Raw genomic sequence first — 22,387 nt, forward strand, 5'->3', positions numbered from 1 at the left:
CACATTTCTTGATATCACAATACATGAATTTGTCGGATCCATCAATGAAACGAGAAACTTTCCCGGCAAGAGCAGCTGTCCCGATCACATCGCAAGCAGCGGTATCAATCGCTCTAGCTCCTTCTCCATCGCCTTCCCTTCTTCACCGAAAAACTCTGCGGAGAGCCGCTGTGCCTCGCCCGTTTCATCAAGGGCAAGCACCTGGACGATCGTCTCGGGATTCATAATCTCCCGCAGCGATATCATCATCCCCGTTACATCGTAATATTTCTCCAGCAGCTGCCCGTTGCCCGATCCGACCGCATTGCCCAAATACAGATCAAAATATTGCTGCGCAAAAGCAATCCCTTTCTTCGATGCAGGACCGCTGTACTCTACGCCGGACCAGCGCAAATCCGCAACGAGACTCATCCACCATGCGGGTTCTATCGCTTTTTGTATTTGCGCAAATACGTCCAGCTCAAAGTTCCGCTTCGGCTTACGGCGCTGCTCCTGCAAGCACTTGCCCAGCAGCTGCGCTTCCATAGCGGCGATCGTCATTCCCTGTCCGTAGATCGGATCGAAGTTGCAAAACGCGTCCCCGAGCACGAACAAACCGGACGGCCAGCTGCTCATCTGCTCGAAATGCTGACGGAAGCATTCCGGTACGCGATATCCTCTCGGATTGCCGACAGGCTCGAGCTCCTTCAGCACATCGGCAAGCACCGGACTTAACAGCCGGGCGGCCTCCTCCTCGTACCGGTCAGCATCCGTAGTCGGGTAAGCTTCACCGCCGGCGCAATAGAGCGATACTTCCGCGATCTGGTTCTCGATAGTCCCGAGCGCTCCTGTTCCGATCTTCTTCGCAGGGACAGCGTCTACGAGAATGACACTCCAGCGGTCCGCATGTTGAGCAGAAAGCTTGTAGTGACGGGTACTGTAGCCGAGAGATACCTTCAGCCGCTCCGCCTCCGGCACCTCGTAGCCTAATGATTGAAGCCAAGGCACGACTTTGGAGGAACGCCCGCTCGCATCGACGACCAAATCTGAAGTCAGCGCTTCCGCCTCCCCTGTCTTTCCGCGCTCCCGTACATAAACGCCGGTAACGGACGTACCGTCCGCAGAGGATTGCAGCCCCGTCACTTCGTGCCGCGGAAGGAATCTTACGTTAGCAAGCGCCGAGATACGCTGCCTGATGACCCACTCGAATAAGGCACGGCTGAAGCCCATATCTTTCTCCGTTTCGGGCATTTCGAGAGTGCCGTATTGGTTCGTGAAGTGCACCGTTTTGCCTTCACGTGCAAAAGCCCCGTTGTTGTGCAAATCATCGGTATAGCCGGGAAACAGCTCCTCGAATATGACCTTTCCGCGCTGCAGCAGCCGGTGCGGATGATTCGCGTGAGGCGTACCCGCCCGGTTCACCGGCTCATCGGGAAATTCGTCCCTGTCCACGATCACAACGTCTTCAAACAGGTCCGACAGCACCCGGGCCGTCAGCAAGCCCGCCATACTGCCTCCCATAATAATGGCCTTTCCCTCTTTGCGCACGTTTCTTTCTTCTTTGGATATTACCATGATCCATCGCCTCCATTTTTTGATTGACTTAATCAGTCAATATTAAAGTAAAAAAATATAGTCATTCATTGTATAAAGCTTGTGCTAGATTTCTTAGTTGAAGGAAATCATGTCATTTGCCAAGATTGGTTACCGTTGTTCATTGACTAACTGAGTCAATCAAAGAATATTCCATTTTGCAGCTTCTGTCAATATGATTTTTCAAAAAAAAGCTGACGCCGGATCAACTGTATCCGACGTCAGCCTGTATTAATCCGGCCGAGCCATAGCGAATATATCGCCAAGCCGTGAATAATTGCTTCCGGCGAGCCGGCTGACCGGCTGAAGCGCCTGCGGGTCGATATGTCCGCCGTCATACACCGACTCGTCGAAATGGAAGCGGACCACCCGCCCGATCAGCAGGTCGGCTGCCGGGGAGCCTTCCGCTCCGCCGATCGGCAGGGCGTGCTCCAGCACGCATTCCATCCGGATTCGGGCTTCAGCGAGCCCCGGTACACTCACTTGCTCGCTCGGCACCGCAGTAAGCCCGGCAAACTCGACCTCGCTCACATCGGGCGCCAAGCCGGCTGCAGTTTGATTGAGCTTTTCAATATACGATTCGTCGGCGATGTGGACGACGAAGCTTCCCGTTGCTGCTGCATTCCTGGCGGTATCCTTCGGCACGCCTTGCTTCCTCTGCACCGAAATGGACACCATGGGAGGATTGGCGGCTACGATGTTAAAATAGCTGAAAGGCGCCGCATTCAATACTCCGCTTGCCGACAAGGTTGTTACCAGTGCGATAGGTCTAGGGATAATGCTCCCTATCAGCAGCTTGTAATTATCCCTCTCGCTGTTTACAGCCGGATCGATCGATATCACCGGTCCGCCTCCTTTCCGCCCGCTTCGGGGGTTATTATTGGAACGTGTCGCGGAACCAATCGGCCGCCGCTTCGACTTCGCTTCGGGTTAATTGATGGCCGAACCGCTCCCAGTGCACGGTCACGTCGGCTCCGGCGCCGGCCAGCAGCGCCTTCAGCTCTTCGGTCTCCTCCGGCGAGCAGATCGGATCGTTCATCCCTGCGCCGATGAAGCACGGGACGCCGGTCAAATCCGGCAGCCCGATCCCGCGCCGCGGCACCATCGGATGATGGAGAATCGCACCTTTCAGCGAATCCTTGTAATGGAACAACAGACTGCCGGCGATATTGGCGCCGTTGGAATAGCCGACGGCGACCAGATTGCCGCGGTCGAAGCCATACTCTACCGCCGCCTGATCAAGGAAGTCGCTCAGCTCCTTCGTGCGGAAGATCAAGTCCTCCTCGTCGAACACCCCTTCTGCCAAGCGGCGGAAAAACCGCGGCATCCCGTTTTCCAGTACATTGCCCCTTACGCTTAGCAGCGACGATGAGGGCGATATTTGCCTTGCCAGAGGCAGGAGATCGCGCTCCGTGCCTCCGGTTCCGTGAAAGAGCACCAATACCGGCGCATTCACATCCGTACCTTGCTGGAATATATGTTTCATGCTTGGTCCCCCTCCAACACTCTGACTTCAATCGGCTCCAGGTTGCGCTCGATGGCCGGACGGTTCTCTTCGTACCAAGCCGGAAGCATCAATTTCTCTCCCAAATGCTCCGCTTCTTCGTCACGCGCAAATCCTGGAGGATCCGTTGCGATCTCGAACAGTATGCCGCCTTCCTCGCGGAAGTAGATGGCGTTGAAATATTGACGGTCGACGATCGGCGTCGGATGCAAGCCGTTTTGCTCCACATGGCGTCTCCATTCCGCGTGATCCGCATCGTCTTTGGCGCGCCATGCGATATGGTGCACCGTACCCGCTCCGCCTGCACCGTAAGGCATCGGATCAACCCGGACGTCGATCAGGTTGCCGAGATCGCCCGTTGCTCTGAAGCGCGCGTACGCGCCTTCTTGACCTACTTTTTGCAGCCCCATGACCTGCACCAGCAATTTCATCGTGCTTTCCGGCGCCGTGCTGTAGAGAACCGCGCCGCCGAAGCCTTTGATCGCTTTGTCAGCAGGAACGCCGCCGAACGTCCATTGGCTTTGCGGACCTTCCTCACGCTCGACAATTTCCAGACGCAAGCCGTCTTTATCGGCAAATTGCAGATACTCTTCCCCGAAACGGGATGCTTTCATGACCGAAACGCCGAATTGGGTCAACCGCGCTTCCCAGAAATCCAGTGTGCCTACAGGTACGACGTAAGTGGTAATGCCGACCTGGCCGCCGCCAATGCGGCCTTTGCGCGAGCCTGCGAACGGGAAGAACGTAATAATTGTTCCCGGGCCGCCGATCTCGTTACCGAAATACAGATGGTACACTTCCGGAGCGTCGAAGTTGATCGTTTTTTTCACTAACCGGAGTCCAAGGATGCCGCTGTAGAAATCAACGGTTTCCTGCGCGTTTCTTACAAAAGCTGTAATATGGTGAATGCCTGCTGTTTGTTGTAACATGTTAATCCATCTCCCTTATTTTTAATTGGTTTTATGGTAAAAGGTTATTATCAAAACGAATTGTAGCTTACAAACTCGCCGGTCGGCTTGCGATAGCCGCGCGGCCGTTGACTGCCGGTATCTTCTTTGCCTATGGCAATCATCATTGCGGGAACGTAACGGTCCGGCACATGGAGCGCCGAGCGAACAGCGTCGGGATCGAATCCGATCATCGGGCATGTATCCCAGCCCTTCTCCTTCGCAATCAGCATGAACAGCATCGCCGACAAGCTGGCGTTTCTTATCGCTTCGTCCTGCATGAACGCTTCGCCGCGTCCTTCATAGAAGCCAAGCACCGAATCGACGGTCGCATCGAATTCTTGCTTGCTGATAACGCCCAGATTCATCAGTCCTTCGTTTATTTTGCCCACATCCTTGTAGGCATCCTTATGGCCCAGGACGATGATGACGGCGGAAGCGCTCTGTACCTTGTACTGCTTGCCCGAAGCCTCATACATCGCTTGCTTAACGGCCGGATCCTTGACGACTACATAGTGCGTATGCTGCAGGTTGAAGGCGGAAGGAGCGAATTTGACGAGCTGGAACATTTCCTCCAATTCCTTATCCAGTATCTCCACCCCGGGAATAAATTTATTAGCGGAGCGGCGTGCTTTGACAAGCGTCGACAGATCGTTCATACGAATACCCCTTTGCAATATAATCGAAATTTGAGAATCTTAAATTTAAGATATTGGATAAAAGGAGACCTCCTCACACCAGTGCTACTTGAAGGTTTCCTGTGCGAATTTGCCCAGCTTCTTGAGCAGGTCACTCGCCGCTTTCTTCTCCTCGGGAGTAAGACCGCCGACGGCTTGCTCAATCACCTCAGCGTGCTTCGGAAATACGTCCTCGATAAATTTCTTGCCATGATCCGTAATCTCCGCAAAAACGAGCCTTCTATCCTCCGTCGATGCTTTACGGCAAACCAGCTGCTTCTGCTCTAGCTTATCGACCACGTAAGTGATGTTGCCGCTGCTCATGAGCACTTTGCCGCCGATTTGTTGAATAGGCTGCGAACCTTTGTGGTATAACAGCTCTAGGACGCCGAATTCGGTCCGGTTCAAGCCGTGTCTTCGAATGTCTCTATCGGCATGCGCATTCACCCATTGGCTCGCTCTGGAAAGGGCGATATACAAATTCAACGACTCTTCCTTGGAGCTTCCCATTTCGTTCACATCCTTTTTTTATGCTTGCTCATTTCTTAATATTAAATATCTTAAATTTAAGATAATACATTTGCAGAGAATTGTCAAGCGGTCTTTTTTATTTTCCTTAAAAAGCGCTGCCGAATACATACTATTTCCGGAATGGAAAATAATATGAATTAACTTTTCGATGGAGAGGAGGTGGCGACTATGGCTTTCAACGGCACTGGCATACCTGTCATTGATGAAATCGGGGAACGGCTCGGACTATCGCCGGACTTTGTGTGCCGGGAATTCCCGCTGAATCCGGCCCGGAGTGTATACTGCATTTATCTGGCCTCTGTCGTGTCAGCGGAGCAAATCAATGAGTTCATCATCACGCCGATTGTACAGCTAAGCCAGTATAAGGAATCACCCGAAGACCCTATGAGCTTGCTTAAGACCATGATCCCTCATGCTCCGTTAAGCGAGCTCGATGATGCTTCAGACGGCGTTCGCCTTCTACTTGAAGGGCATTGCCTGCTCCTTTCTTCGTTTGATACGCCGATTCTCAGCTATGAGTTGACCAACGGGGAGCATCGCAGCGTGTCCGAGCCAACGACAGAAGCTTCCATCCGCGGTCCGCGGGAAGGCTTTGTCGAGGACGTTTCGCGAAATGTCGCTCTTATCCGCAAAAGATTAAAGAGCGAGCGTTTGATATTTGAGGAGCTGATTATCGGAACGGAGACCAAAACGAAGGTGTATCTGACCTATGTCGCTAACATAGCTCCGCCTCAAGTAGTGGATGAGTTCCGGAAGCGTCTTAATGCCATCCATGCGGACAGCATTCTGGAGAGCTCTTATATTGAAGAATGGATTCAGGATACTGCGGTTTCGCCATTTCCCCAGCTGATTGCAACCGAGCGGCCGGATTCCGTTGTAGCCCAGCTTTTAGAGGGTCAGGTTGTCGTTTTGACGGACGGCACCCCGATTGCATTGCTCGGGCCCGTTACTTTTTTTCAATTTTTCAATTCACCGGAGGATTATTACCAGCGGGCGGATATCGCCACCTTGTCGCGATGGCTGCGTCTCTTAGCCTTTATCTTATCCATCTTTGTCCCGTCGCTGTATATTTCCGTTGTAAGCTACCATCCGGAGCTGCTCCCTAATTCACTGTTGATCAGCTTGGCTGCCCAGCGCGAGGAGGTGCCTTTTCCCGCTTTCATTGAAGCCGGCATTATGATCGTTACCTTCGAGATATTGCGGGAGGCGGGACTTCGTATGCCGCGTATTGCAGGGCAGTCCATCTCGATCGTAGGAGCGCTTGTATTGGGCGAGGCAGCCGTTGAAGCGGGTCTCGTATCCGCCGCTATGGTTATTGTCGTTTCCCTTACGGCCATTTCCAACTTTGTCTCCCCCATTTACGGCTTCGGCATAGCCCAGAGAATTGTCCAGTATGGTTTTATGATTTTATCCGGATTAATGGGATTGTTCGGTTTAATGTGCGGCGTGTTTCTTGTCTTGGTTCATCTTGCTTCCCTTCGTTCGTTCGGGGTGAAATATCTTACTCCAGTCGCTCCGTTGAATCTTAGCCGATGGCAGGATACTTTGGTTCGGGTACCTCGTTATATGATGAAACGATATTCGAACAGGCGACTTCATAACAAATAAGAAGGTGCAACAACATGAAAGCTGTACTCCTTAGTCTAATGCTGCTGGTCTTATGTACCGGCTGCTGGGATATGAAAGACATCAACTCCCTTGCGATCGTAAGCTTGGCCGGAGTCGACAAAGATCCGAAAACAGGCGAACTCTTGGCGTATTACCAGGTCATGAACCCGACGGGCCTGTCCACCCGGACAGGCTCTTCGGCGAAAGCCGCCGTATACACCTATAACTTCAAAGATTTTAGCCATGGGAGGTTCACCGTGAAAACAGGCATGTCTATGCCTCGTATATTTTTTACAGCCCATTTGCAAAGCTACATCATTTCCGAGCGTTACGCACGGCAAGGGATAATGGACCTCCTCAACTATATCGAGCTCAATCCCGAACGCCGGGCGAATATCACGGTATACGTATCGGACAGCCCGCTGAACATCATAATGAACAGCTTCACCACTTTGGATAGAGTTCCGGGACGGTTTATCCGTTCGTTAACGAATCATTATGAGCGCAATTTTAAAAATAGTGTCTATCCCATCCGGTTTAAGGACCTGGACAAGGAAATGAATCATCATACGCCGACCATCATCCCCATTATTCATTACAACGGAACGAAACCGTCCTCGACCTCCAATGAAGTGGAAAAAATCAATGCAACCCAAGGCGGAATGAGCTTCCATGAAGGAGCCGTGTTTATTCATTCCCGTATGGTTGGTCGGATCGACGAGAAATCAAAAGTTTTATTTTATATCTTGAATAAAAATTACCACCGGCTTACGGATACGATCACCGTCAACGGAAGCTTTGTCGATGTCGAAGCGCAGCGCATCGATGTAAAGCGCACCTGGAACGCGGACAAATCCCAACTCACCATAAACATCCGTGCCGACTTGCGGATTATAAACAATCAGCAGCAAAGCAAGCTGACTCTGCATAATTCCCATGAAATGGAAGAAGCGTTTAACCGTTTCTTGGAAGGCAGGGCCAAACAACTGGAACAGCTCGGTAAAGATAAAGGCTGGGACCTGCTTGGCATCCAGGATAACGGGGGAAGAGAATCAAATTGGCGCCAAACCGAAGTCACCTTTCATGTCCACTCTACAATGAAAACGACCGGTAACATGAGCACACCATATCTTCTGGAATAGAGGAGTCTGTCCGATGGAACACGCTAAATTGAGCGCTTGGCAACTATTTAATCTCTCCATGATATTTGTGATTGGAACTTCGTATATCTTATTGCCCGGGGGACTCATAGCGGATGCCAAGCAATACGGATGGCTTGTATTCGTATGGGCTACTCTGTACGGTGTAGTATTGGCTGGATTCTGGCTCTACTTGTCGAGCAAATTTCCCGGATTAAGCATTGTCCAAATAGCCGTTCAAGTATTGGGGAAATGGGCCGGCGGCCTGGTATCCTTGCTGTACATTCTGTTATTTATCCAGATTGCATCCTGGGTTACCCGCAACATGAGCGATTTCATGCATATTAATCTGATGCCGCGGACGCCTGTCCCGGTGTTTCATATCATGATCCTGTGCGTTTGCGCCTATGCTGTGGTGAAAGGAATCGAATCGATCGCTATGACATGCGAGCTTTTGAGTGTTTTGTTATTTTTGCTTTTCTGGATCCCTATGGCGGTAATGCTAAAAGAGTGGGATTGGGGGAATTTTATGGTTCCCGGTGTTTTTCACCCTTTGGAGACCTTCCTGAATACCCGGTATGTGCTCGCTTTCCCTTTTATGGAGGTTGTATGCTTCATGATGATATTCCCCTTTGCCGAGAGACGGTTAAAATTTTCATTTCTGTCAGGGATTGCATTTGGAGGTATGAACCTGACTTTAGGCATCTATTTTACGATCGGCATATTAGGCGTAGATCGCGCTTCTCATCTCGTCTATCCGGTATTCATCATTTTCCGGGAAATGGAGTTTACGAACTTTATCGAGCATTTGGAATCGCTTCTTTCTATCAACATCCTTCTTATCGTATGCATGAAATTAAGCTTGCTGTTCTATTGCGCGGTATTGGCTATATGTCAGCTATTCGAAATTAAACAGCGCGCTTTCGTCGCTTATCCGCTGATTTGGATTATCTCTGCCTACGCTTTGCTTTTCACCAACATTATCGAAAATGTCGAATGGACGAAAAAGTATTTGTTCGAATACTATACCCTTTACGCTATCCTGATCCCGGCAATACTCATCGTGTTTGCTCGGATGAGGAAAAAAGGTCAATTTCAAGGAAAGGAGACGATGACATGACGCTTTTAGTGCTTTTCTTCATTCTGTCGTGCATAGTCGGAGGCATCAGGCTGCGGGCTTGCAAGTCCAATAAGAACGCAGCCGTTGCTTATTTCAGCATTACCACATTGGGAGCGGTACTTTGGGGGAGCATACTCCTCCATCACCCGTTTGACCTCAATGAAGCTATCGGCCGGATGTTATCCCAATTGTACGAGGTGTTCTCCTGATCTTGCTTGAAAAAAAGGAGCCGCTGCCGGCATCATGCCGAAGCGCTCCATCTTGCGTTTATTTCTCTATAAATTCGAACAAAAATGACTGGCCGTTCCGGTAAAATCGCGGATCATACAGCCCAAGCCGCTTCTCGTCGTTAACGACCACGACAAACGGCGACCATTCCTTCAGCGTCCGGGCTTTCGGATTGTCCGCGAACAGCTGATCAAGATTCGCGCTCTCTGCCGATTGCAGCTGTGTCTGGAGCGTGACGCCGCTCCACATCGTGCCTTTTTTCAGATCGACGGTGTCGCCCTTCTTCCCTACGACCGTGAACATGCCTGGGACGAAATCGGCGGACAAAGCTACCTGCTCATATTCCGCGGCCGCCTGCTTATAGAGACTGTGGCCTTGGGCGGACTGCAGGCCTACATGCAGCGCCATCAGCAGCCAAACGACCCGGTATATGCGGTGGGAAGGAACCTGGATCCGGTCCTTGCCGAATCGGACGATAAGCCATCCGATCAGCATGATCGCCCAAAACACCAGATCCACGATAGGAACCGTTCCGAAGGTAATCCGCATAGGCGAGAACGGCTCGAAATAGCCCGTGCCCCATGCATTGAATAAATCGCTTGTATCGTGAATAAACACGGCTATGCATGCGATAAGAAACAATCGCCAGAAGCGGATTCGCCCGATGAATCGGCTCAGTCCGGCTATAATCGCCGCCCAGACGGGAACAAGAAACACGGAATGCGTAAGCCCCCGGTGCCACATCTGATAACGTCCGGCCGTATCCCACCAGGAGGAGATGACGTCGATATCCGGTATTTGCGATCCGGCGACGGTGGTGAACAGCAGCGCTTGCTTTTCACGGCGCGTCATCTTCGTCTTGTCGACGGCTCCATACAGCGTGAGGCCGAACAAGGTATGTGTAATCGTATCCACTTAAAGAAGTCACCCCATCTGTCTATATGCATCAAGTATAGCCTACACCGGCTGCTGCGGGAAAGCTATCCCGTTTGCCGGCTATGGCAGCTCTGCGGCCGCCAGCACGAAGGCTGCGGCAAGCAGCAAGCCTAAACCTCGAACCCAATTAGCCAATGCAGCCGTCTTAATTGTACGTCCGCGGGAAGCGTGCGCAGCATCCCGTTACGCATGGCGATCAGCAGCGGGTTCTCAAGCTGGACCATTCGCCCCATCTGCCGCGACTGCCTGATGACTCTCGTCGTACGCGGAATCCGCAGCCGCTCGTAGGCAAGCAGTCCGTCGGAGACATCACCGTCACCGGCTTGCACCAAGCACTGCGCCAGCGTCCACGCATCCTCCATCGCCTGAGCGCCGCCTTGGCCGAGATTCGGCAGCATCGGGTGCGCCGCGTCCCCGAGCAGCGCAGCGAGGCCTTGATGCCAAGTCGTGAGCGGCTTCCGGTCATAGATGTCGTGAGCCAGGATAACGTCTTCCTTCGTCGCGGCGATGACGTCCCCGATCGGCTCATACCATCCGCGAAACGCATCCAGCGCTTGGCGCTTGCGCTCTCCCGGAGGAACCGCTATGCCTGCAGGAGCGTTCACAGCGGCAAACCAAAATACGCGTCCTTGCCCCAGGTGGGAAAACCCGAATCGTTTTCCCGGTCCCCAAGCCTCGAAGCCGCCCCCGTCCACCATCGGGTACCGCTCGTCCCTGTAGTCCGCTATGCCTCTTAGAGCTGTGAAGCCGGAATAACGAAGCGGTTCGGTACCGAAGAGCCGTTCTCTCACCGTGGAACGGAGCCCGTCCGCACCGATCAGCACCTTCCCGGAATGGCTAGATCCATCGGCGAAAGCAGCCGTCACCTTGTCACCGTGCTGCTCCCACCGTTCCAGCTTCCTGTCGAACTGCAAGTCTGCACCGCGGGACTTCACCAGCTCATATAGCAGCTCTTGGAGAAGCGCACGGTGAATCAAGTAGCTCGGCGTCCCGTACCGCTCGGCCTGCTCCCGCACCGGCAGCTCCGTGAGCATCGCACCGTCCCATCTGCGGATCTCGGCTTTGCCTACAGCCTTTCCACTCTCCCGGACTTTATCTGCCGCCCCCAGCTTCTCAAGCACCTTCATCGCATTCGCCGCCAGCACGATTCCGGCCCCGCTTTCGGCGAGACCGGGCTCCTTTTCGAAGATGGTGACGTGCCACCCTATGTTTTGCAGCGCCAACCCTGCACATAAGCCTCCGATTCCGGCTCCAATAATCAGCGCCTTTTTACCTGCCGCTTCTCGTATGTTCATTGGACGATTCTCCTTCCGATGGTTGAAGATAGGCTGTTAGCGGGATGCCAAGAAACCATGGGCATGAAGGTAATCTTTTAACAGATGGAATGCGCTGTGCCTGCTCCAAAACGGAACTTCATCCGTTTTGCATAGATCGGCCAGAACGGTGCTGTAATGCTCCGGTTTAAATAACCGATCCATGACGGAGCCGCCGTCGAGGCTTTCAGCGAGCTCATGGACTATGACACCCTTGATTTCCTTATGGAATACCAACGGGGGATGGTTAGGCTGGCACAGCGCAAGACATTCTTTTACGTAAGCGTTTCGGTTTTCTGTAGCCCCCATCAGCTTTACAATGTCCTTAGCTGCAAACCAGTGGTTAGTATATTTCACGAAAGGACCGGGGAAGCCTCTCAGTCCCTCGATATAAAATCCGACATCGGTTACAATCACAGGACAGTCTAGTTCACGGCTCGCCCATATGCTCGAGAATACAGCGATCTGTTCGACGTCCAAGCTTTGGATCTCGGGCAAATCGATGCCGCTGCGGGTCAGCAGAACGCCGGTGCCTGCAAGCGCAGACAAAGCAATTTGAAACTTGGCATCGTTGGAGGTTGCATAAACCAGCTCCATCCTTGTTACTCCCCGCTTCCCCTTATGAATTTTGCCCCACTATAAGCTGCTCTTACTTTTTGTGCAGCCCTCCCCAAAGTATAAATCCGCCGACCATCATTTTCCAACAAACGTTCTGTGAATCTACATCGCGAACCAGTTTCGCTATGCCCGTCTGTCGGCAAAACAATAAAGCAGCCAACTCCTGGTTGACTGCTTTATTGCCTACATTTGTATTATTTATGCCGAAGCGTATCGTCGCTCTCTCGAGGATTATTTTGTGCCGGCTGCTTCTCGTGATTCTTTAACACCTGGTCTGCGTAATTTGGATTCGTGTTATACTTGTTTCCTTCGTTGCTTTTCATTCCTTTGGGCATCATGCTCACCTCCATCCGTCTAACGATCATGGGACGGGATCCGTGTCCCTTCGTTTAGAATGATACATGACCGTCCGAATCATGCATGAATATGGTGGGCGGGACGCGACTCCGCAAGCCCTTTTCACTGCAAAAGTACGATGCAAACATTTCCACAGCTTGTCCGGTATTATATAATGGGTTAGCGAGGCCTTTCGACGATAATCGGCCTTATCGCTTAAAATTTCTCACGAACTATTTTGCGAGCAAGCTGGGGATATTGCGGATAGGAGCTGCTCCTGTTGCCGGGAAGTCCCTGCAGGTCTTGGACGAAATTTACATAAAGGATGGGAGAATGCATGATGGACATTATTGAAATTGCTATCGATTTAATTGATGAAGATAAAGACCAGCCGAGATACCAGTTTGATGACGAAGCCTTGCAGGAATTGATGCAAAGCATCGAGGAACTCGGGTTGCTGTCGCCGATCAAGGTGAGAACGACCGCCGGCAGCCGGTATATGATCATTTACGGAAACCGCAGATACAAAGCCTGCAAAATGCTGAACCGCGCAACGATCCCGTGCATCGTCTCCAACGTAACGGACGAAACAGAAATTTATTTGGAGCAAATCGCGGAAAATTTGACGCGGGAGGGCTTCTCGCCGATTGAAGAAGCGGAAGCGTTCAATAAGCTGTTGAACGATCCGAAATTCAGCAGCTCGACCAAATATTTGTCCAGCCGCCTCGGCAAGCCGGAATCCTACATCAAGAACAAAATCGAATTGCTGAAGTTCGGTAACGCGGTGAAAAAACTGATTGTAGGCGGCACCGAAATTAGAAAAGACAAGCTGACGGAAGACCAGCTGCTTCCTCTGAAGGATTTGCCGCTGGAGCACCGGGATCCGCTTGCTTTGATCATGGCCAGAGACGAAATGCCCGTCAGCGACGTGAAGAAAATCGCCAAGCTGTTCAAGGACAAAACCATCTCCGCATCGACCAAGGACAAGCTGCTCTACAAATCAGGCAACGAGCTTCTGGAGACATGGTCCGTGTTCGAGCAAAACAAGGCGGAGCGGGCCAAGTCCGCTCAGCCAAAAGCGGCGGCAAAAAGCGAGAAGACGGAAGCGAACGCGCCGCCGGCACAGGCGCCTGAACCTACCGGAGCGGCTTCATCCGCCCCTTCGGTCACGGGCAGCCCGCTTCAGCCGCAGTCTGCCGCTCCGGCAATGGAGCCGGCGGCTGCCGCTGCGACGCTGCTCGACACACCTGCTGCAGCACCAGCTCCCGCAACATTGCTCGACGCGCCTGCCGCGGCATCGGCCGCCTCTTCCGTTGAAAGCAAACTTCAACGGCTGCTCGCCTCGCTGCCGGCTTTCAGCGAGCTGACACAGGAGCAATTAGCCGGCGGCTTGAACGATCCGGGCCGTTTTGCCCAGGATGTCGATACGGCAATTCAACAGCTTGAGCTGCATTTGAACGAATGGAAACGAATCAGGGATCTTGCTTCCCAGCCCGTTTCTTCCAATTAATACAAGATCATGAGGAGGTTCCCGTCATGGAAACCTCCTTTTTTTTTGCTCCATCGCGAGGGATTTTCATTAGAGCCCTATTTACATTCGAAAAAAGGTGTGGTAAGTTTATTTCGATACTTTTAGAAATAACAAACTTTGCCGAGGGTGAGATAATCATGGTTCAAGACAACGAAGACGTACGACAGGCCGTCAAAGTATACAAAGCACTTGGAGAACCTACCCGGCTGAAAATCGCTATGCTGCTTACCGAGGAGAAAAATTTGTGCTGCTCCGATATCGGAAGCAAGCTCGAATCGATTGCGGGCTCGACGCTCTCGCATCATTTGAAGCAGCTGACGGATTGCGGCCTGCTGAATACGCGGAAAGACGGCACTTATATTTACTATAGTGTGAATCGGGATATTGCGCTGAAATATGCGCCTTATTTGCTGCAGTAATTTTTTTTGCAACCTATTTCTATATTTTTAGAAATATAAAAACAATATATACAGTGGAGAGAGGAGCTTTACCATCTTATGTCAAACGCTTGGAAAATTTACATGCTGGCCATCGTCAGTTTTTTGGTTGGAACGTCGGAGTTCATCATTGCAGGTATTCTCGATCAAGTCGCTAAGGATATCGGAGTCTCCGTCTCCGCCGCCGGCCAGCTTATTACCGTCTTTTCGCTTGCCTACGCTTTCGGCACTCCGATCCTGATGGCCGTGACAGCGCGGATAGAGCGGCGCAAGCTGCTTCTTTATTCTCTCGGCCTTTTTGTCATCGGCAACGGAATGGCTGTCGCTTTACCGGGGTTCGAGGCCCTTATCGGCTCGAGAATTATTCTGGCTCTGAGCACCGGAGTATTCGTCGTCACAGCGCTAACCGTCGCATCCAAGCTGGCTCCTGCCGACAAACAAGGCAGCGCCATTGCTACTCTGGTGATGGGCTTCAGCACCGCACTGATTATCGGAGTGCCGATAGGGAGAGTTATCGCTTCGTTTTACGATTGGAAGCTGATCTTCGGCGGTATTGGACTGCTCGGACTGCTGGCGATCCTCGTCATATATTACACGATCCCGCATACTGAAGGAGAAGCACCCGTACCGCTTCGCAAACAAATCGCTTTGCTCAAAGAACCGCGAATCGCCATCGCCCTGTCGATCACTTTCTTCTGGATCGCCGGATATTCGATCGCTTATACGTATATCTCGCCGTTTCTTCTCAACGTATCCGCGATGAGCGGCGAAGGCGTCAGCGCAGGCCTATTCGCTTTCGGCATCGCTAGCCTGATCGGCTCGAAATTCGGAGGCTACAGCACGGACAAATGGGGGGTCCCGCGGACGCTCATCGGAGGCATGCTTTTTCATGCCATCTCCCTGATTCTTCTGTCGCTGGTTGCCCCGTTCCCGGCCATTGTCTTCCCGGTTCTTATGCTGTGGTCGTTCTCCGCCTGGTCCTCCGGCCCGACGCAGCAATATCACCTGCTCACGCTTGCACCGGAAGCTTCCGGCATTATGCTTAGCCTGAACAGCTCCGTGCTTCAGCTTGCCATGGCGGCTGGAGCGGGTATCGGGGGCGTTGTGGTGGAACACGCTTCGCTCACCTCGATAACCTGGATCGGCGCAGCAGGCGTCACCGTTGCCGCGGCCACTGCAGCCGCCTCCCTAGGATTATCCCGCACCCGCCGGTTAGCGGAAGAGCGCAGATTACAGCAGCAGGCGAAAGCCGGAGTATCCTGAGCCTTGAACGTCAACGTTCCATGTTTTCAGCCCAGGTTAGGGTTGAGCATGGAACGTTTTTTCTTTTTTAGCTTAGTTACGAAATCGAAAGATTACCATGTCTCCGTTGAATGTCGATCCATGGGTTTCCTCGTATTTTCCATTCGTATAGCTGGATAAGGCTTTGCGCCAAAAAGCTTGCCCTCTCCCGTTAGCCCCCGCAGGATTGGTAAACAGCTCCCAGGAGCCCTTGAATTGCGTGAATATTTGTGCAGCCGCCTTCTCCGCGATCCCCTTTCCTCTAAAAGGCCGAAGCAGAAAAAACTCATTCACAAAATAATCGATTCCTTTACTGCAATACGGCGGAGTCGCAATCAAAGCAAATCCGGCAGGAATGCCGTCAACCCTTATAAGGAACGGATATAAGCAGTTCGGCTTCTCCCACCATATGCTTTGAACCTCATACTGATCCTGCAGCGTTCGATATTCGTCACTGCTCTCATAAATGCCATGCCCATTCGGTGTATGGCCGGGAACGAGCCCGTAATGCTCGGAGAGGTCGTACAAATAGAGCGGGTACAAATTTTTGATGATGTAAGCTTCATCTTCCCTAGTTAAAGTGACCTCAATATTCACATCATTGCCCCCGTAACTGATGAGATTAGTCTCAAGTCCGTGCTGACCTATCGTTCCGCTAGCGGACACATACCACTTGACCGTCCGTCATTTCCCTCAGCTCGTCTGGCGTCAGCTGAAATACCGTTTTCGGATGTCCCGCCGCCGCCCACAATGTCTTGTAGCGAAACAAATCTTCGTCGATCAATGTGACCGGCTTCTGCCGGTGCCCGATCGGAGCCACGCCGCCAATAACAAATCCACTCCGATCCCGTACAAAATCGGCGTCTGCTTTTCCCAGCTTGTCCTGGAGCAGTTCGGAAATGCGCTTCTCATTTACGCGATTGACCCCGCTCGCAACCACCAGCAAAGGTTGATCCGCTTGCTCCAGCCGGAAAATAATCGACTTGGCAATCTGGGCGACCTCACACCCGATCGCGTCCGCCGCTTCCTGAGCCGTGCGCGCGCTGTCCGGCAGCTGCACGATTTGATTGTCGTAGCCTTTTTGCTGCAGTATCGTTTGTACCCGTAAAGTACCCTCGTTGAATTGGTTTGTCATGTTCTTTTAGCTCCTTCAAGCTTCGCATGCTGCATTATCTAAGCTGCTTCTGCGTCTATCTGTGTAGTTTAATCGAAGTCCCCTGTGGTCTCAAGGGATAAATTGCTTACATAAAAAAACTCCACCGCTCGGGCTGTAATGCGGTTTTTCAGGCTTACAGATACCGCTGTGACGGCTTCATCCCGTTTTGCCCTGCTGTAACGCGGTTTTTACGCCCTACAGCTGATGATTTCGTTCCTTCGCGTGCTGTAAGACGGTTTTTCCGCGTTACAGGTACCGGCGTGGCCACTTTATCTCCTTTCCCCACGCTGTAACGCGGTTTTTCAGGCTTACAGCTGATGATTTCGTTCCTTCGCGCGCTGTAAGACGGTTTTTCCGCGCTACAGGCACCGGCGTGGCCGCTTTATCCCATTTACCCACGCTGTAACGCGGTTTTTCAGGCTTACAGCTGATGATTTCGTTCCTTCGCGCGCTGTAAGACGGTTTTTCCGCGTTACAGGTACCGGCGTGGCCGCTTTATCCCCTTTCCCCACGCTGTAACGTGGTTTTTCCGGCTTACAGCTGGCGGTTCCGCTCCTTCGCGTGCTGTAAGACGGTTTTTCCGCGTTACAGATGCCGGTGTGACGGCTTCATCCCGCTATACCCGCGCTGTAACGCGGTTTTTACGCCTTACAGCTGGCGCTTCCGCTCCTTCACGCGCTGTAACGCGGTTTTTCAGGCTTACAGCTGGCGGTTCCGCTACTTTACGCGCTGTAAGACGGTTTTTCCGCGTTACAGGTGCCGGGGTGGCCGCTTTATCCCGCTTCCTCATGCTGTAACGCGGTTTTTCAGGCTTACAGCTGGCGCTTCCGCTCCTTCGCGCGCTGTAAGACGGTTTTTCCGCGCTACAAGTCCCAGCGTGGCCGCTCCTCCCCTTCTCAAAAAGAAGCGCCTCCGCAAAACATCCGGTTCCATGCGCTTAATTCCGCAATGAACCCTCGTTCCGCTCCGGGAGGGTGAACAGCGCATACCTGCTTGGGCTTCCCTTCAGAGCTAAAGGTGACAATCGCGTGTACCTCCAGCGGCTTCTCGTCCACCTCGAAGGTAAGCGCTGCGTTCCCTGTGCAGACGCAGCCGTCGTCAAAGTCTGCCCTCACATTATCGTAGGAGAGCAGCTTGAAGCTCTCCTCCAACGATATTTTCGGACACATCCATAGCGCCTGCAAACAGCTTTTCGGCTTCGTCATACTTTTGCGCCTGTATCGCCTTGAAGAACGCCTCCGTCTTTTGCCTTGCGGATACTACGTCCCCTATCGCAACAGCTTGATAGACTAAAACAAGTGCAAGCCATAATCCTCCAACAACGCCTACGATTATGCTCAGCTGCTTCATATACAATCCCTCCTGTATACGGTACTACTCCACCCCATACAGCATCCCATTATTTTACATTAATGTGAAGCAACTTCACAGCCTAGCAAAGCCTGCGGAACACTTGATGAATAGCTTCCTCCAGAGCGACGACCGCTTCCGTCATTTCGTCCATATCTTTCAGCCGAACCTTGCCTGCCGCTGCTTCGTCTTCGCCAATCAGAACGACGTAGCGAATGCGGTTGGACGCCGCAGAGGCGAGCGATTTTTTCAGCTTCCGCTTACTCGTGTCCAAGCTTGTACGGATACCGCTGGCACGCAGCTCGGCGGCGGCTTTCAGTGATTCCGGATTCGTTTCCCCGATAGGGATAACCGTGACGCAAGCCCCTGCAGCTTCAATGGGGCGAGTTTGCAGCATTTCCATTATCGATTCCATACCGAAGGAGATGCCAACCGTCGGATAGTCGACGTCCTCCCTGCCAACCAACTGCCCAATGATTGCGTCATACCGCCCGCCTGCGCCCAAGCTGGAGCCGAAGGACCCGCTTGCATCGAAGATTTCGTACACCGTTCCAGTGTAGAAAGACAGTCCCCGCGACAAATACGGGTCAAACCGGCATACAGCATCCAGCCCCAGCCTTTCCATCAGCTTCTGGAGATCCGAAACCTCCAACGCGCCTTGAGAATCCCCGATGCCATATCGGTCGGCTATTTGCTCGAAGGTCGGGTCAGCCATCGTGATCAGTTCGCCGATTCCTCTGATGGCTTCATCTTGTAGCCCTTTGCTGCCGAGTTCCTTGACGACCTCCTCCTTGCCTATTTTCGCTATCTTATCAAGCGTCAGCATGACGGACTGCGTATCTTCCGGCCGTACCCCGACGGCTTCGAGCACCTCTCCCAAAAAACGCCGGTTGTTCCACCGGATCAATACAGGAATATCGAGCCTGCGGAAAACTTCAACCGCCAGCTGCATCAGCTCGGCTTCCGCTTCCGGGCCTTTGGTGCCGACAATATCCGCATCGCACTGTAGAAATTCCCTCAGCCTGCCGCGCTTCACCGGCCCGTCCCGGAACACTTTTCCTATTTCATACCGTTTGTAAGGAAACTCGATGCCCGGATTCAAAGCGATGACCTTGGCAAAAGGAATCGTCAGGTCGTACCGCAGACCCAGGCTGCGTTTTCCTTGATCGCTTAGCTGGTACATTTCCTTCAATATTTCATCGCCGCCTGCATATTTGGATGTCAGCAGCTCCAGCTCGTTCAACACCGTAGACTCCATACCGTCAAAATCATACAGCTCAAATACTTCTTGAAGTGTGGACTGCACCTTTTTTCTAAGCGCCTGTTCTTTTCCGAAAAAATCGTACGTTCCTTTCACATTTTGCATCGTCAGCATCCCTTTCTTTAGTTCGGTGTGATAATCGAAGCAAGGCCATTGCTACCTCCGACTGGACCTCTCCAGCCTGATCGCTTTGCTTGAATGCTTTTTGTGAACTTCCAGGAAAATAAAAAACGCGCCGGACCTCTTGGTCCTGCGCGTTTTACTATGCCGCAGGGAGGCCAACGCGAGAAGCGTTAGCCCACCCTGTTAATCGATACAGGTGTGTGCTAACGCTGCTTGTAATGATGAAGTTGTTTGAACCTGAATGTATTCGCCGTATTCATGGGTCTCGGGCTCCTTCAATCATTTTGGTTTCATCATAGTAACAAATCGGCCCGAAACTTGCAAGCTGTTTTCATAAGAACGGCGTCCGCAATTTTTTTCGGTAAATGGCTACAAGCCTCGTGGTGAGCAAACTATCGGTTACTTCAGGGATGAGCGGCCTTAAAGTTTTGCTTTTAGCAAAACTCGCTTCGTAAGCATCATAGTTTTTATCGCCCTCCAACCGGAAAGTTCTTCGATACGCTTAACCGCTTTACCGGACTTAAACTATCCAATGTGGTAAAATAGACAAGACGGATCGAACCGTCTTTTTCCAAGGCAATTTATATTTCTTACATAGGTATTGGAGGGATACGATCGTGAACATCGGATTTATCGGACTCGGAACGATGGGTAAACCTATGGCGGGCCATCTCGCCAAAGCAGGGCACACCTTGTATATTTACAATCGGACGCCTGGCAAAACGAACGACTGGAATGACCAATCCTCCGTCGTCGTTGTCTCTTCGCCGGCTGAAGCAGCCGCCAAATCGGAGCTGCTGTTCACCATGCTGTCGGACGACCGCGCAGTGGAGCAGGTCTACTTCGGAGACAACGGCATCTTGTCCGGCTGCCAAACTAGCGGCGAGCTGCCGCTCCGCCTCGTCGTCGACTGCAGCACGATTGACCCGAACGTCAGCATACGCACGGCCGAAGCGCTGGAGAAGCTCGGCATCGACAAGCTGGACGCTCCGGTCACCGGCAGTAAGCCGCAAGCGGAGCAAGGCATTCTCACGTTTATCGTCGGCGGTAAACGCGAAGTATTCGAGCGAACCGAGCCGATCCTGCTGCTGATGGGCAAAAAAGCCGTCTATATGGGAGGCCATGGTGCAGGCTCCATTGCGAAGCTGGCCAATAACATGATGGTCGCTACGCATCTGGTTGCGCTGTCCGAGAGCCTTGCCATGCTGCGCAAAGCCGGTCTGGATCCCGCTGCCTTCCTGGATGTCGTAGCCGGAGGCGGAGCGCGTAGCGGAATGGCCGAAATGAAAGGGCCTAAAATACTGGAAAACGACTACTCGCCGCAATTTATGACGGCTTTGATGCATAAGGACCTGGGATTGGCCGCCAAGCTTTCGGATTCGCTCAGCCTGCCGGTTCCCGTCGCCGCCGTCGTCAAGCAGCTGTATCAAACGGCATGCAACAACGGATTGGGCGAAGAGGATATGAGTGCGATTTTTAAATATTACGAGCAAAGCGCCAATTTAAAATAAGCAGCACGATGCCGTAAGAGGGGCTCCCTTTATGCCGGGCGGGAGCCTCTTTTTTTTATTTTCTGCATAAAATAAACGAAAACCCCCTAAGCATTCCTTTACTGGAATATTCCATTTGGTATATATTGTTCATAAAGGGGATACATGATATGGGCATGAATATGACAACTTTGCTTGCGCTTGCCGAGCCCAACCGGTATCACATTGTCGAGCTATTGCGTGACGGTCCTCTAACCGTTGGTGAAATCGCCGAACAGCTTGAGGTTCGCCAGCCGCAGGTCTCCAAGCACCTTCGGGTGCTAAGCGACTCGGGCATCGTCGAGGTGCAGCCAAGCGCCAACCGGCGTATTTACAAGCTTCGACCGGAGCCCTTCAAAGAGCTTGACGAGTGGATCGAGTCCTATCGGTCCATCTGGGAAGACAGATTCGATCGTTTGGACGCTTATTTGCAGCAGCTTCAGGCTGATAATGACAAGAAGAAGGAATAACCTGCAGCAAGCCTAAGCTTGCGAGCTTGAAGATGATCGGCTGTCTTCTGCACAATGCGGCACGCCAATGGATTCGGGGGCACATGGCAAGACGAAGTGAATGAACAGCGCGCTTTAGCGCAGATCAGGGAAACCGATCAATTAGGATCGACTCGGGATTGCTTCCAACATTACCGCAATTCGGGATGTCCGGCCGCGTACTTGTAGCAAGTACAGCAAAGCCCTGCTGAACATCGGACGTTCGCCGAGTGAACTAGGCTGCCGCTGCTGCAACGGCGGTCTTATTTCGTCTGCATGGCTTCTCCGTCCGGACTCACTCTCGACTAAAACCGGGATAAATTATGCAGGCGACTCCGCCCATTCTTTATAAACGGGCTCCACCAAGGTATATCCGTCTGAAACGTTGCCGAAGCTGAAGCGTATGGTATGTAAAAGAAAAAGAGGTGACTGCATATGTATTTGCTCGCGATATTGCTTCCTCCCGTAGCGGTTCTGTTTAGCGGCAAGCCGTTCCAGGCTTTTCTCAATCTGATACTGACACTGTGCTTCTGGCTTCCGGGAGCCATTCACGCTTGTATGGTCGTTCACGAGAGAAAGCAGGATAAGCGTATGGAAAAAATGGCCCGCTACATGCATCGTTAACCCGGTGACCACCGTGACTATGCGTAGCAGAAAACATGTCCGCGAAGCCCAAAAACCGCCCTTTTTATGACGATAACG

The 22,387-nt window shown here is 52.2% G+C and carries 25 protein-coding genes; 10 read left to right on the plus strand and 15 right to left on the minus strand.

The features are described from left to right. Positions 1–84 precede the first annotated feature (84 nt). From DVH26_RS31245 to DVH26_RS31270, 6 genes are all read right to left on the minus strand, one after another. Complete coding sequence (locus DVH26_RS31245; RefSeq protein ID WP_239629156.1) at positions 85–1,554, minus strand: NAD(P)/FAD-dependent oxidoreductase; 1,470 nt, start codon at positions 1,552–1,554, stop codon at positions 85–87. Between the two features lie 249 nt (positions 1,555–1,803). Then, complete coding sequence (locus tag DVH26_RS31250; protein ID WP_239629158.1) at positions 1,804–2,415, minus strand: flavin reductase family protein; 612 nt, start codon at positions 2,413–2,415, stop codon at positions 1,804–1,806. A 34-nt stretch (positions 2,416–2,449) separates the two neighbouring features. Then, on the minus strand, positions 2,450–3,058 hold the full coding sequence (locus tag DVH26_RS31255) for an alpha/beta hydrolase (protein WP_239629161.1): 609 nt from the start codon (positions 3,056–3,058) through the stop codon (positions 2,450–2,452). Beyond that, a complete protein-coding gene (locus tag DVH26_RS31260; protein WP_239629163.1) occupies positions 3,055–4,005 on the minus strand; it encodes a ring-cleaving dioxygenase in 951 nt (316 codons plus the stop codon). Before DVH26_RS31260 ends, DVH26_RS31255 begins: the two co-directional genes overlap by 4 nt. Before the next feature lie 50 nt (positions 4,006–4,055). Beyond that, the gene (locus tag DVH26_RS31265) at positions 4,056–4,682 is read right to left on the minus strand and encodes a nitroreductase family protein (RefSeq protein WP_239629165.1); all 627 of its coding nucleotides are present in this window, start codon (positions 4,680–4,682) and stop codon (positions 4,056–4,058) included. 84 nt (positions 4,683–4,766) lie between these two features. After that, positions 4,767–5,210, minus strand: a complete 444-nt coding sequence (locus tag DVH26_RS31270; protein WP_239629168.1) for a MarR family winged helix-turn-helix transcriptional regulator — start codon at positions 5,208–5,210, stop codon at positions 4,767–4,769. A 189-nt stretch (positions 5,211–5,399) separates the two neighbouring features. On the opposite strand from DVH26_RS31270, the gene DVH26_RS31275 reads away from it, so the two are divergent. Genes DVH26_RS31275 through DVH26_RS31290 form a run of 4 tightly spaced genes read left to right on the plus strand, consistent with a single transcriptional unit; the run spans position 5,400 to position 9,307 of the window. Further along, complete coding sequence (locus DVH26_RS31275; RefSeq protein WP_239629171.1) at positions 5,400–6,839, plus strand: spore germination protein; 1,440 nt, start codon at positions 5,400–5,402, stop codon at positions 6,837–6,839. Positions 6,840–6,853: 14 nt separating this feature from the next. Next, positions 6,854–7,981 (plus strand): Ger(x)C family spore germination protein, encoded by a 1,128-nt coding sequence (locus DVH26_RS31280; RefSeq protein WP_239629173.1) that lies wholly within the window; start codon positions 6,854–6,856, stop codon positions 7,979–7,981. A 13-nt stretch (positions 7,982–7,994) separates the two neighbouring features. Then, complete coding sequence (locus tag DVH26_RS31285) at positions 7,995–9,098, plus strand: GerAB/ArcD/ProY family transporter (protein ID WP_239629176.1); 1,104 nt, start codon at positions 7,995–7,997, stop codon at positions 9,096–9,098. After that, a complete protein-coding gene (locus tag DVH26_RS31290) occupies positions 9,095–9,307 on the plus strand; it encodes a hypothetical protein (protein WP_239629178.1) in 213 nt (70 codons plus the stop codon). The genes DVH26_RS31285 and DVH26_RS31290 overlap by 4 nt, the downstream gene beginning before the upstream one ends. Positions 9,308–9,365: 58 nt before the next feature. Here DVH26_RS31290 and DVH26_RS31295 read toward each other — a convergent pair whose 3' ends face one another. From DVH26_RS31295 to DVH26_RS31310, 4 genes are all read right to left on the minus strand, one after another. Next, positions 9,366–10,241 carry a metal-dependent hydrolase gene (locus DVH26_RS31295; RefSeq protein ID WP_239629181.1) on the minus strand — a complete coding sequence of 292 codons (876 nt, stop codon included), beginning with the start codon at positions 10,239–10,241 and terminating at the stop codon, positions 9,366–9,368. 131 nt (positions 10,242–10,372) lie between these two features. Next, a complete protein-coding gene (locus DVH26_RS31300; protein WP_239629183.1) occupies positions 10,373–11,557 on the minus strand; it encodes an FAD-dependent monooxygenase in 1,185 nt (394 codons plus the stop codon). Between the two features lie 36 nt (positions 11,558–11,593). Continuing rightward, positions 11,594–12,172, minus strand: coding sequence for a non-canonical purine NTP pyrophosphatase (locus tag DVH26_RS31305; RefSeq protein ID WP_239629185.1), 579 nt, complete (start codon positions 12,170–12,172; stop codon positions 11,594–11,596). A 215-nt stretch (positions 12,173–12,387) separates the two neighbouring features. Beyond that, positions 12,388–12,531, minus strand: a complete 144-nt coding sequence (locus DVH26_RS31310) for a hypothetical protein (RefSeq protein WP_239629187.1) — start codon at positions 12,529–12,531, stop codon at positions 12,388–12,390. A gap of 335 nt (positions 12,532–12,866) precedes the next feature. On the opposite strand from DVH26_RS31310, the gene DVH26_RS31315 reads away from it, so the two are divergent. From DVH26_RS31315 to DVH26_RS31325, 3 genes are all read left to right on the plus strand, one after another. Next, positions 12,867–14,039 carry a ParB/RepB/Spo0J family partition protein gene (locus tag DVH26_RS31315; RefSeq protein WP_239629190.1) on the plus strand — a complete coding sequence of 391 codons (1,173 nt, stop codon included), beginning with the start codon at positions 12,867–12,869 and terminating at the stop codon, positions 14,037–14,039. A gap of 158 nt (positions 14,040–14,197) precedes the next feature. Beyond that, positions 14,198–14,479 carry an ArsR/SmtB family transcription factor gene (locus tag DVH26_RS31320; protein ID WP_239629192.1) on the plus strand — a complete coding sequence of 94 codons (282 nt, stop codon included), beginning with the start codon at positions 14,198–14,200 and terminating at the stop codon, positions 14,477–14,479. Positions 14,480–14,557: 78 nt separating this feature from the next. Continuing rightward, positions 14,558–15,760, plus strand: coding sequence for an MFS transporter (locus DVH26_RS31325; RefSeq protein ID WP_239629195.1), 1,203 nt, complete (start codon positions 14,558–14,560; stop codon positions 15,758–15,760). 72 nt (positions 15,761–15,832) lie between these two features. Here the strand turns inward: DVH26_RS31325 and DVH26_RS31330 are convergent, their stop codons facing one another. From DVH26_RS31330 to DVH26_RS31350, 5 genes are all read right to left on the minus strand, one after another. Continuing rightward, entirely contained in the window at positions 15,833–16,375 is a 543-nt protein-coding gene (locus DVH26_RS31330; protein ID WP_239629198.1) for a GNAT family N-acetyltransferase, read from the minus strand. 58 nt (positions 16,376–16,433) lie between these two features. Then, positions 16,434–16,913, minus strand: coding sequence for a YbaK/EbsC family protein (locus DVH26_RS31335; RefSeq protein ID WP_239629200.1), 480 nt, complete (start codon positions 16,911–16,913; stop codon positions 16,434–16,436). Between the two features lie 917 nt (positions 16,914–17,830). Further along, positions 17,831–18,103, minus strand: a complete 273-nt coding sequence (locus tag DVH26_RS31340; RefSeq protein WP_239629203.1) for a hypothetical protein — start codon at positions 18,101–18,103, stop codon at positions 17,831–17,833. Further along, positions 18,051–18,284, minus strand: coding sequence for a hypothetical protein (locus DVH26_RS31345; protein WP_239629206.1), 234 nt, complete (start codon positions 18,282–18,284; stop codon positions 18,051–18,053). Before DVH26_RS31345 ends, DVH26_RS31340 begins: the two co-directional genes overlap by 53 nt. 82 nt (positions 18,285–18,366) lie before the next feature. After that, positions 18,367–19,650: a histidine--tRNA ligase gene (locus DVH26_RS31350; RefSeq protein ID WP_239629208.1), complete on the minus strand. Its 1,284-nt coding sequence runs from the start codon at positions 19,648–19,650 to the stop codon at positions 18,367–18,369. A 635-nt stretch (positions 19,651–20,285) separates the two neighbouring features. Here DVH26_RS31350 and DVH26_RS31355 point away from each other — a divergent pair. The 3 genes from DVH26_RS31355 (at position 20,286) to DVH26_RS31365 (ending at position 22,309) form a co-directional block, all read left to right on the plus strand. Continuing rightward, on the plus strand, positions 20,286–21,179 hold the full coding sequence (locus tag DVH26_RS31355) for an NAD(P)-dependent oxidoreductase (protein ID WP_239629211.1): 894 nt from the start codon (positions 20,286–20,288) through the stop codon (positions 21,177–21,179). Positions 21,180–21,328: 149 nt separating this feature from the next. Next, positions 21,329–21,667, plus strand: a complete 339-nt coding sequence (locus DVH26_RS31360) for an ArsR/SmtB family transcription factor (RefSeq protein WP_239629214.1) — start codon at positions 21,329–21,331, stop codon at positions 21,665–21,667. Positions 21,668–22,120: 453 nt separating this feature from the next. Then, a complete protein-coding gene (locus DVH26_RS31365) occupies positions 22,121–22,309 on the plus strand; it encodes a YqaE/Pmp3 family membrane protein (RefSeq protein ID WP_239629217.1) in 189 nt (62 codons plus the stop codon). Positions 22,310–22,387 lie beyond the last annotated feature (78 nt).

The sequence above is a fragment of the Paenibacillus sp. H1-7 genome (genome assembly GCF_022354825.1).
Taxonomy (GTDB): Bacteria; Bacillota; Bacilli; order Paenibacillales; family NBRC-103111; genus Paenibacillus_S.

Bases quoted from the DNA above. Each gene is read 5' to 3' on its own strand.
- DVH26_RS31300 (WP_239629183.1), bottom strand. From the start codon at position 11,557: ATGAACATACGAGAAGCGGCAGGTAAAAAGGCGCTGATTATTGGAGCC.
- DVH26_RS31260 (WP_239629163.1), bottom strand. From the start codon at position 4,005: ATGTTACAACAAACAGCAGGCATTCACCATATTACAGCTTTTGTAAGA.
- DVH26_RS31255 (WP_239629161.1), bottom strand. From the start codon at position 3,058: ATGAAACATATATTCCAGCAAGGTACGGATGTGAATGCGCCGGTATTG.
- DVH26_RS31265 (WP_239629165.1), bottom strand. From the start codon at position 4,682: ATGAACGATCTGTCGACGCTTGTCAAAGCACGCCGCTCCGCTAATAAA.
- DVH26_RS31280 (WP_239629173.1), top strand. From the start codon at position 6,854: ATGAAAGCTGTACTCCTTAGTCTAATGCTGCTGGTCTTATGTACCGGC.
- DVH26_RS31285 (WP_239629176.1), top strand. From the start codon at position 7,995: ATGGAACACGCTAAATTGAGCGCTTGGCAACTATTTAATCTCTCCATG.
- DVH26_RS31275 (WP_239629171.1), top strand. From the start codon at position 5,400: ATGGCTTTCAACGGCACTGGCATACCTGTCATTGATGAAATCGGGGAA.
- DVH26_RS31305 (WP_239629185.1), bottom strand. From the start codon at position 12,172: ATGGAGCTGGTTTATGCAACCTCCAACGATGCCAAGTTTCAAATTGCT.
- DVH26_RS31340 (WP_239629203.1), bottom strand. From the start codon at position 18,103: ATGTGTCCGAAAATATCGTTGGAGGAGAGCTTCAAGCTGCTCTCCTAC.
- DVH26_RS31345 (WP_239629206.1), bottom strand. From the start codon at position 18,284: ATGAAGCAGCTGAGCATAATCGTAGGCGTTGTTGGAGGATTATGGCTT.
- DVH26_RS31335 (WP_239629200.1), bottom strand. From the start codon at position 16,913: ATGACAAACCAATTCAACGAGGGTACTTTACGGGTACAAACGATACTG.
- DVH26_RS31290 (WP_239629178.1), top strand. From the start codon at position 9,095: ATGACGCTTTTAGTGCTTTTCTTCATTCTGTCGTGCATAGTCGGAGGC.
- DVH26_RS31325 (WP_239629195.1), top strand. From the start codon at position 14,558: ATGTCAAACGCTTGGAAAATTTACATGCTGGCCATCGTCAGTTTTTTG.
- DVH26_RS31270 (WP_239629168.1), bottom strand. From the start codon at position 5,210: ATGGGAAGCTCCAAGGAAGAGTCGTTGAATTTGTATATCGCCCTTTCC.
- DVH26_RS31320 (WP_239629192.1), top strand. From the start codon at position 14,198: ATGGTTCAAGACAACGAAGACGTACGACAGGCCGTCAAAGTATACAAA.
- DVH26_RS31360 (WP_239629214.1), top strand. From the start codon at position 21,329: ATGGGCATGAATATGACAACTTTGCTTGCGCTTGCCGAGCCCAACCGG.
- DVH26_RS31350 (WP_239629208.1), bottom strand. From the start codon at position 19,650: ATGCAAAATGTGAAAGGAACGTACGATTTTTTCGGAAAAGAACAGGCG.
- DVH26_RS31245 (WP_239629156.1), bottom strand. From the start codon at position 1,554: ATGGTAATATCCAAAGAAGAAAGAAACGTGCGCAAAGAGGGAAAGGCC.
- DVH26_RS31315 (WP_239629190.1), top strand. From the start codon at position 12,867: ATGATGGACATTATTGAAATTGCTATCGATTTAATTGATGAAGATAAA.
- DVH26_RS31365 (WP_239629217.1), top strand. From the start codon at position 22,121: ATGTATTTGCTCGCGATATTGCTTCCTCCCGTAGCGGTTCTGTTTAGC.
- DVH26_RS31310 (WP_239629187.1), bottom strand. From the start codon at position 12,531: ATGATGCCCAAAGGAATGAAAAGCAACGAAGGAAACAAGTATAACACG.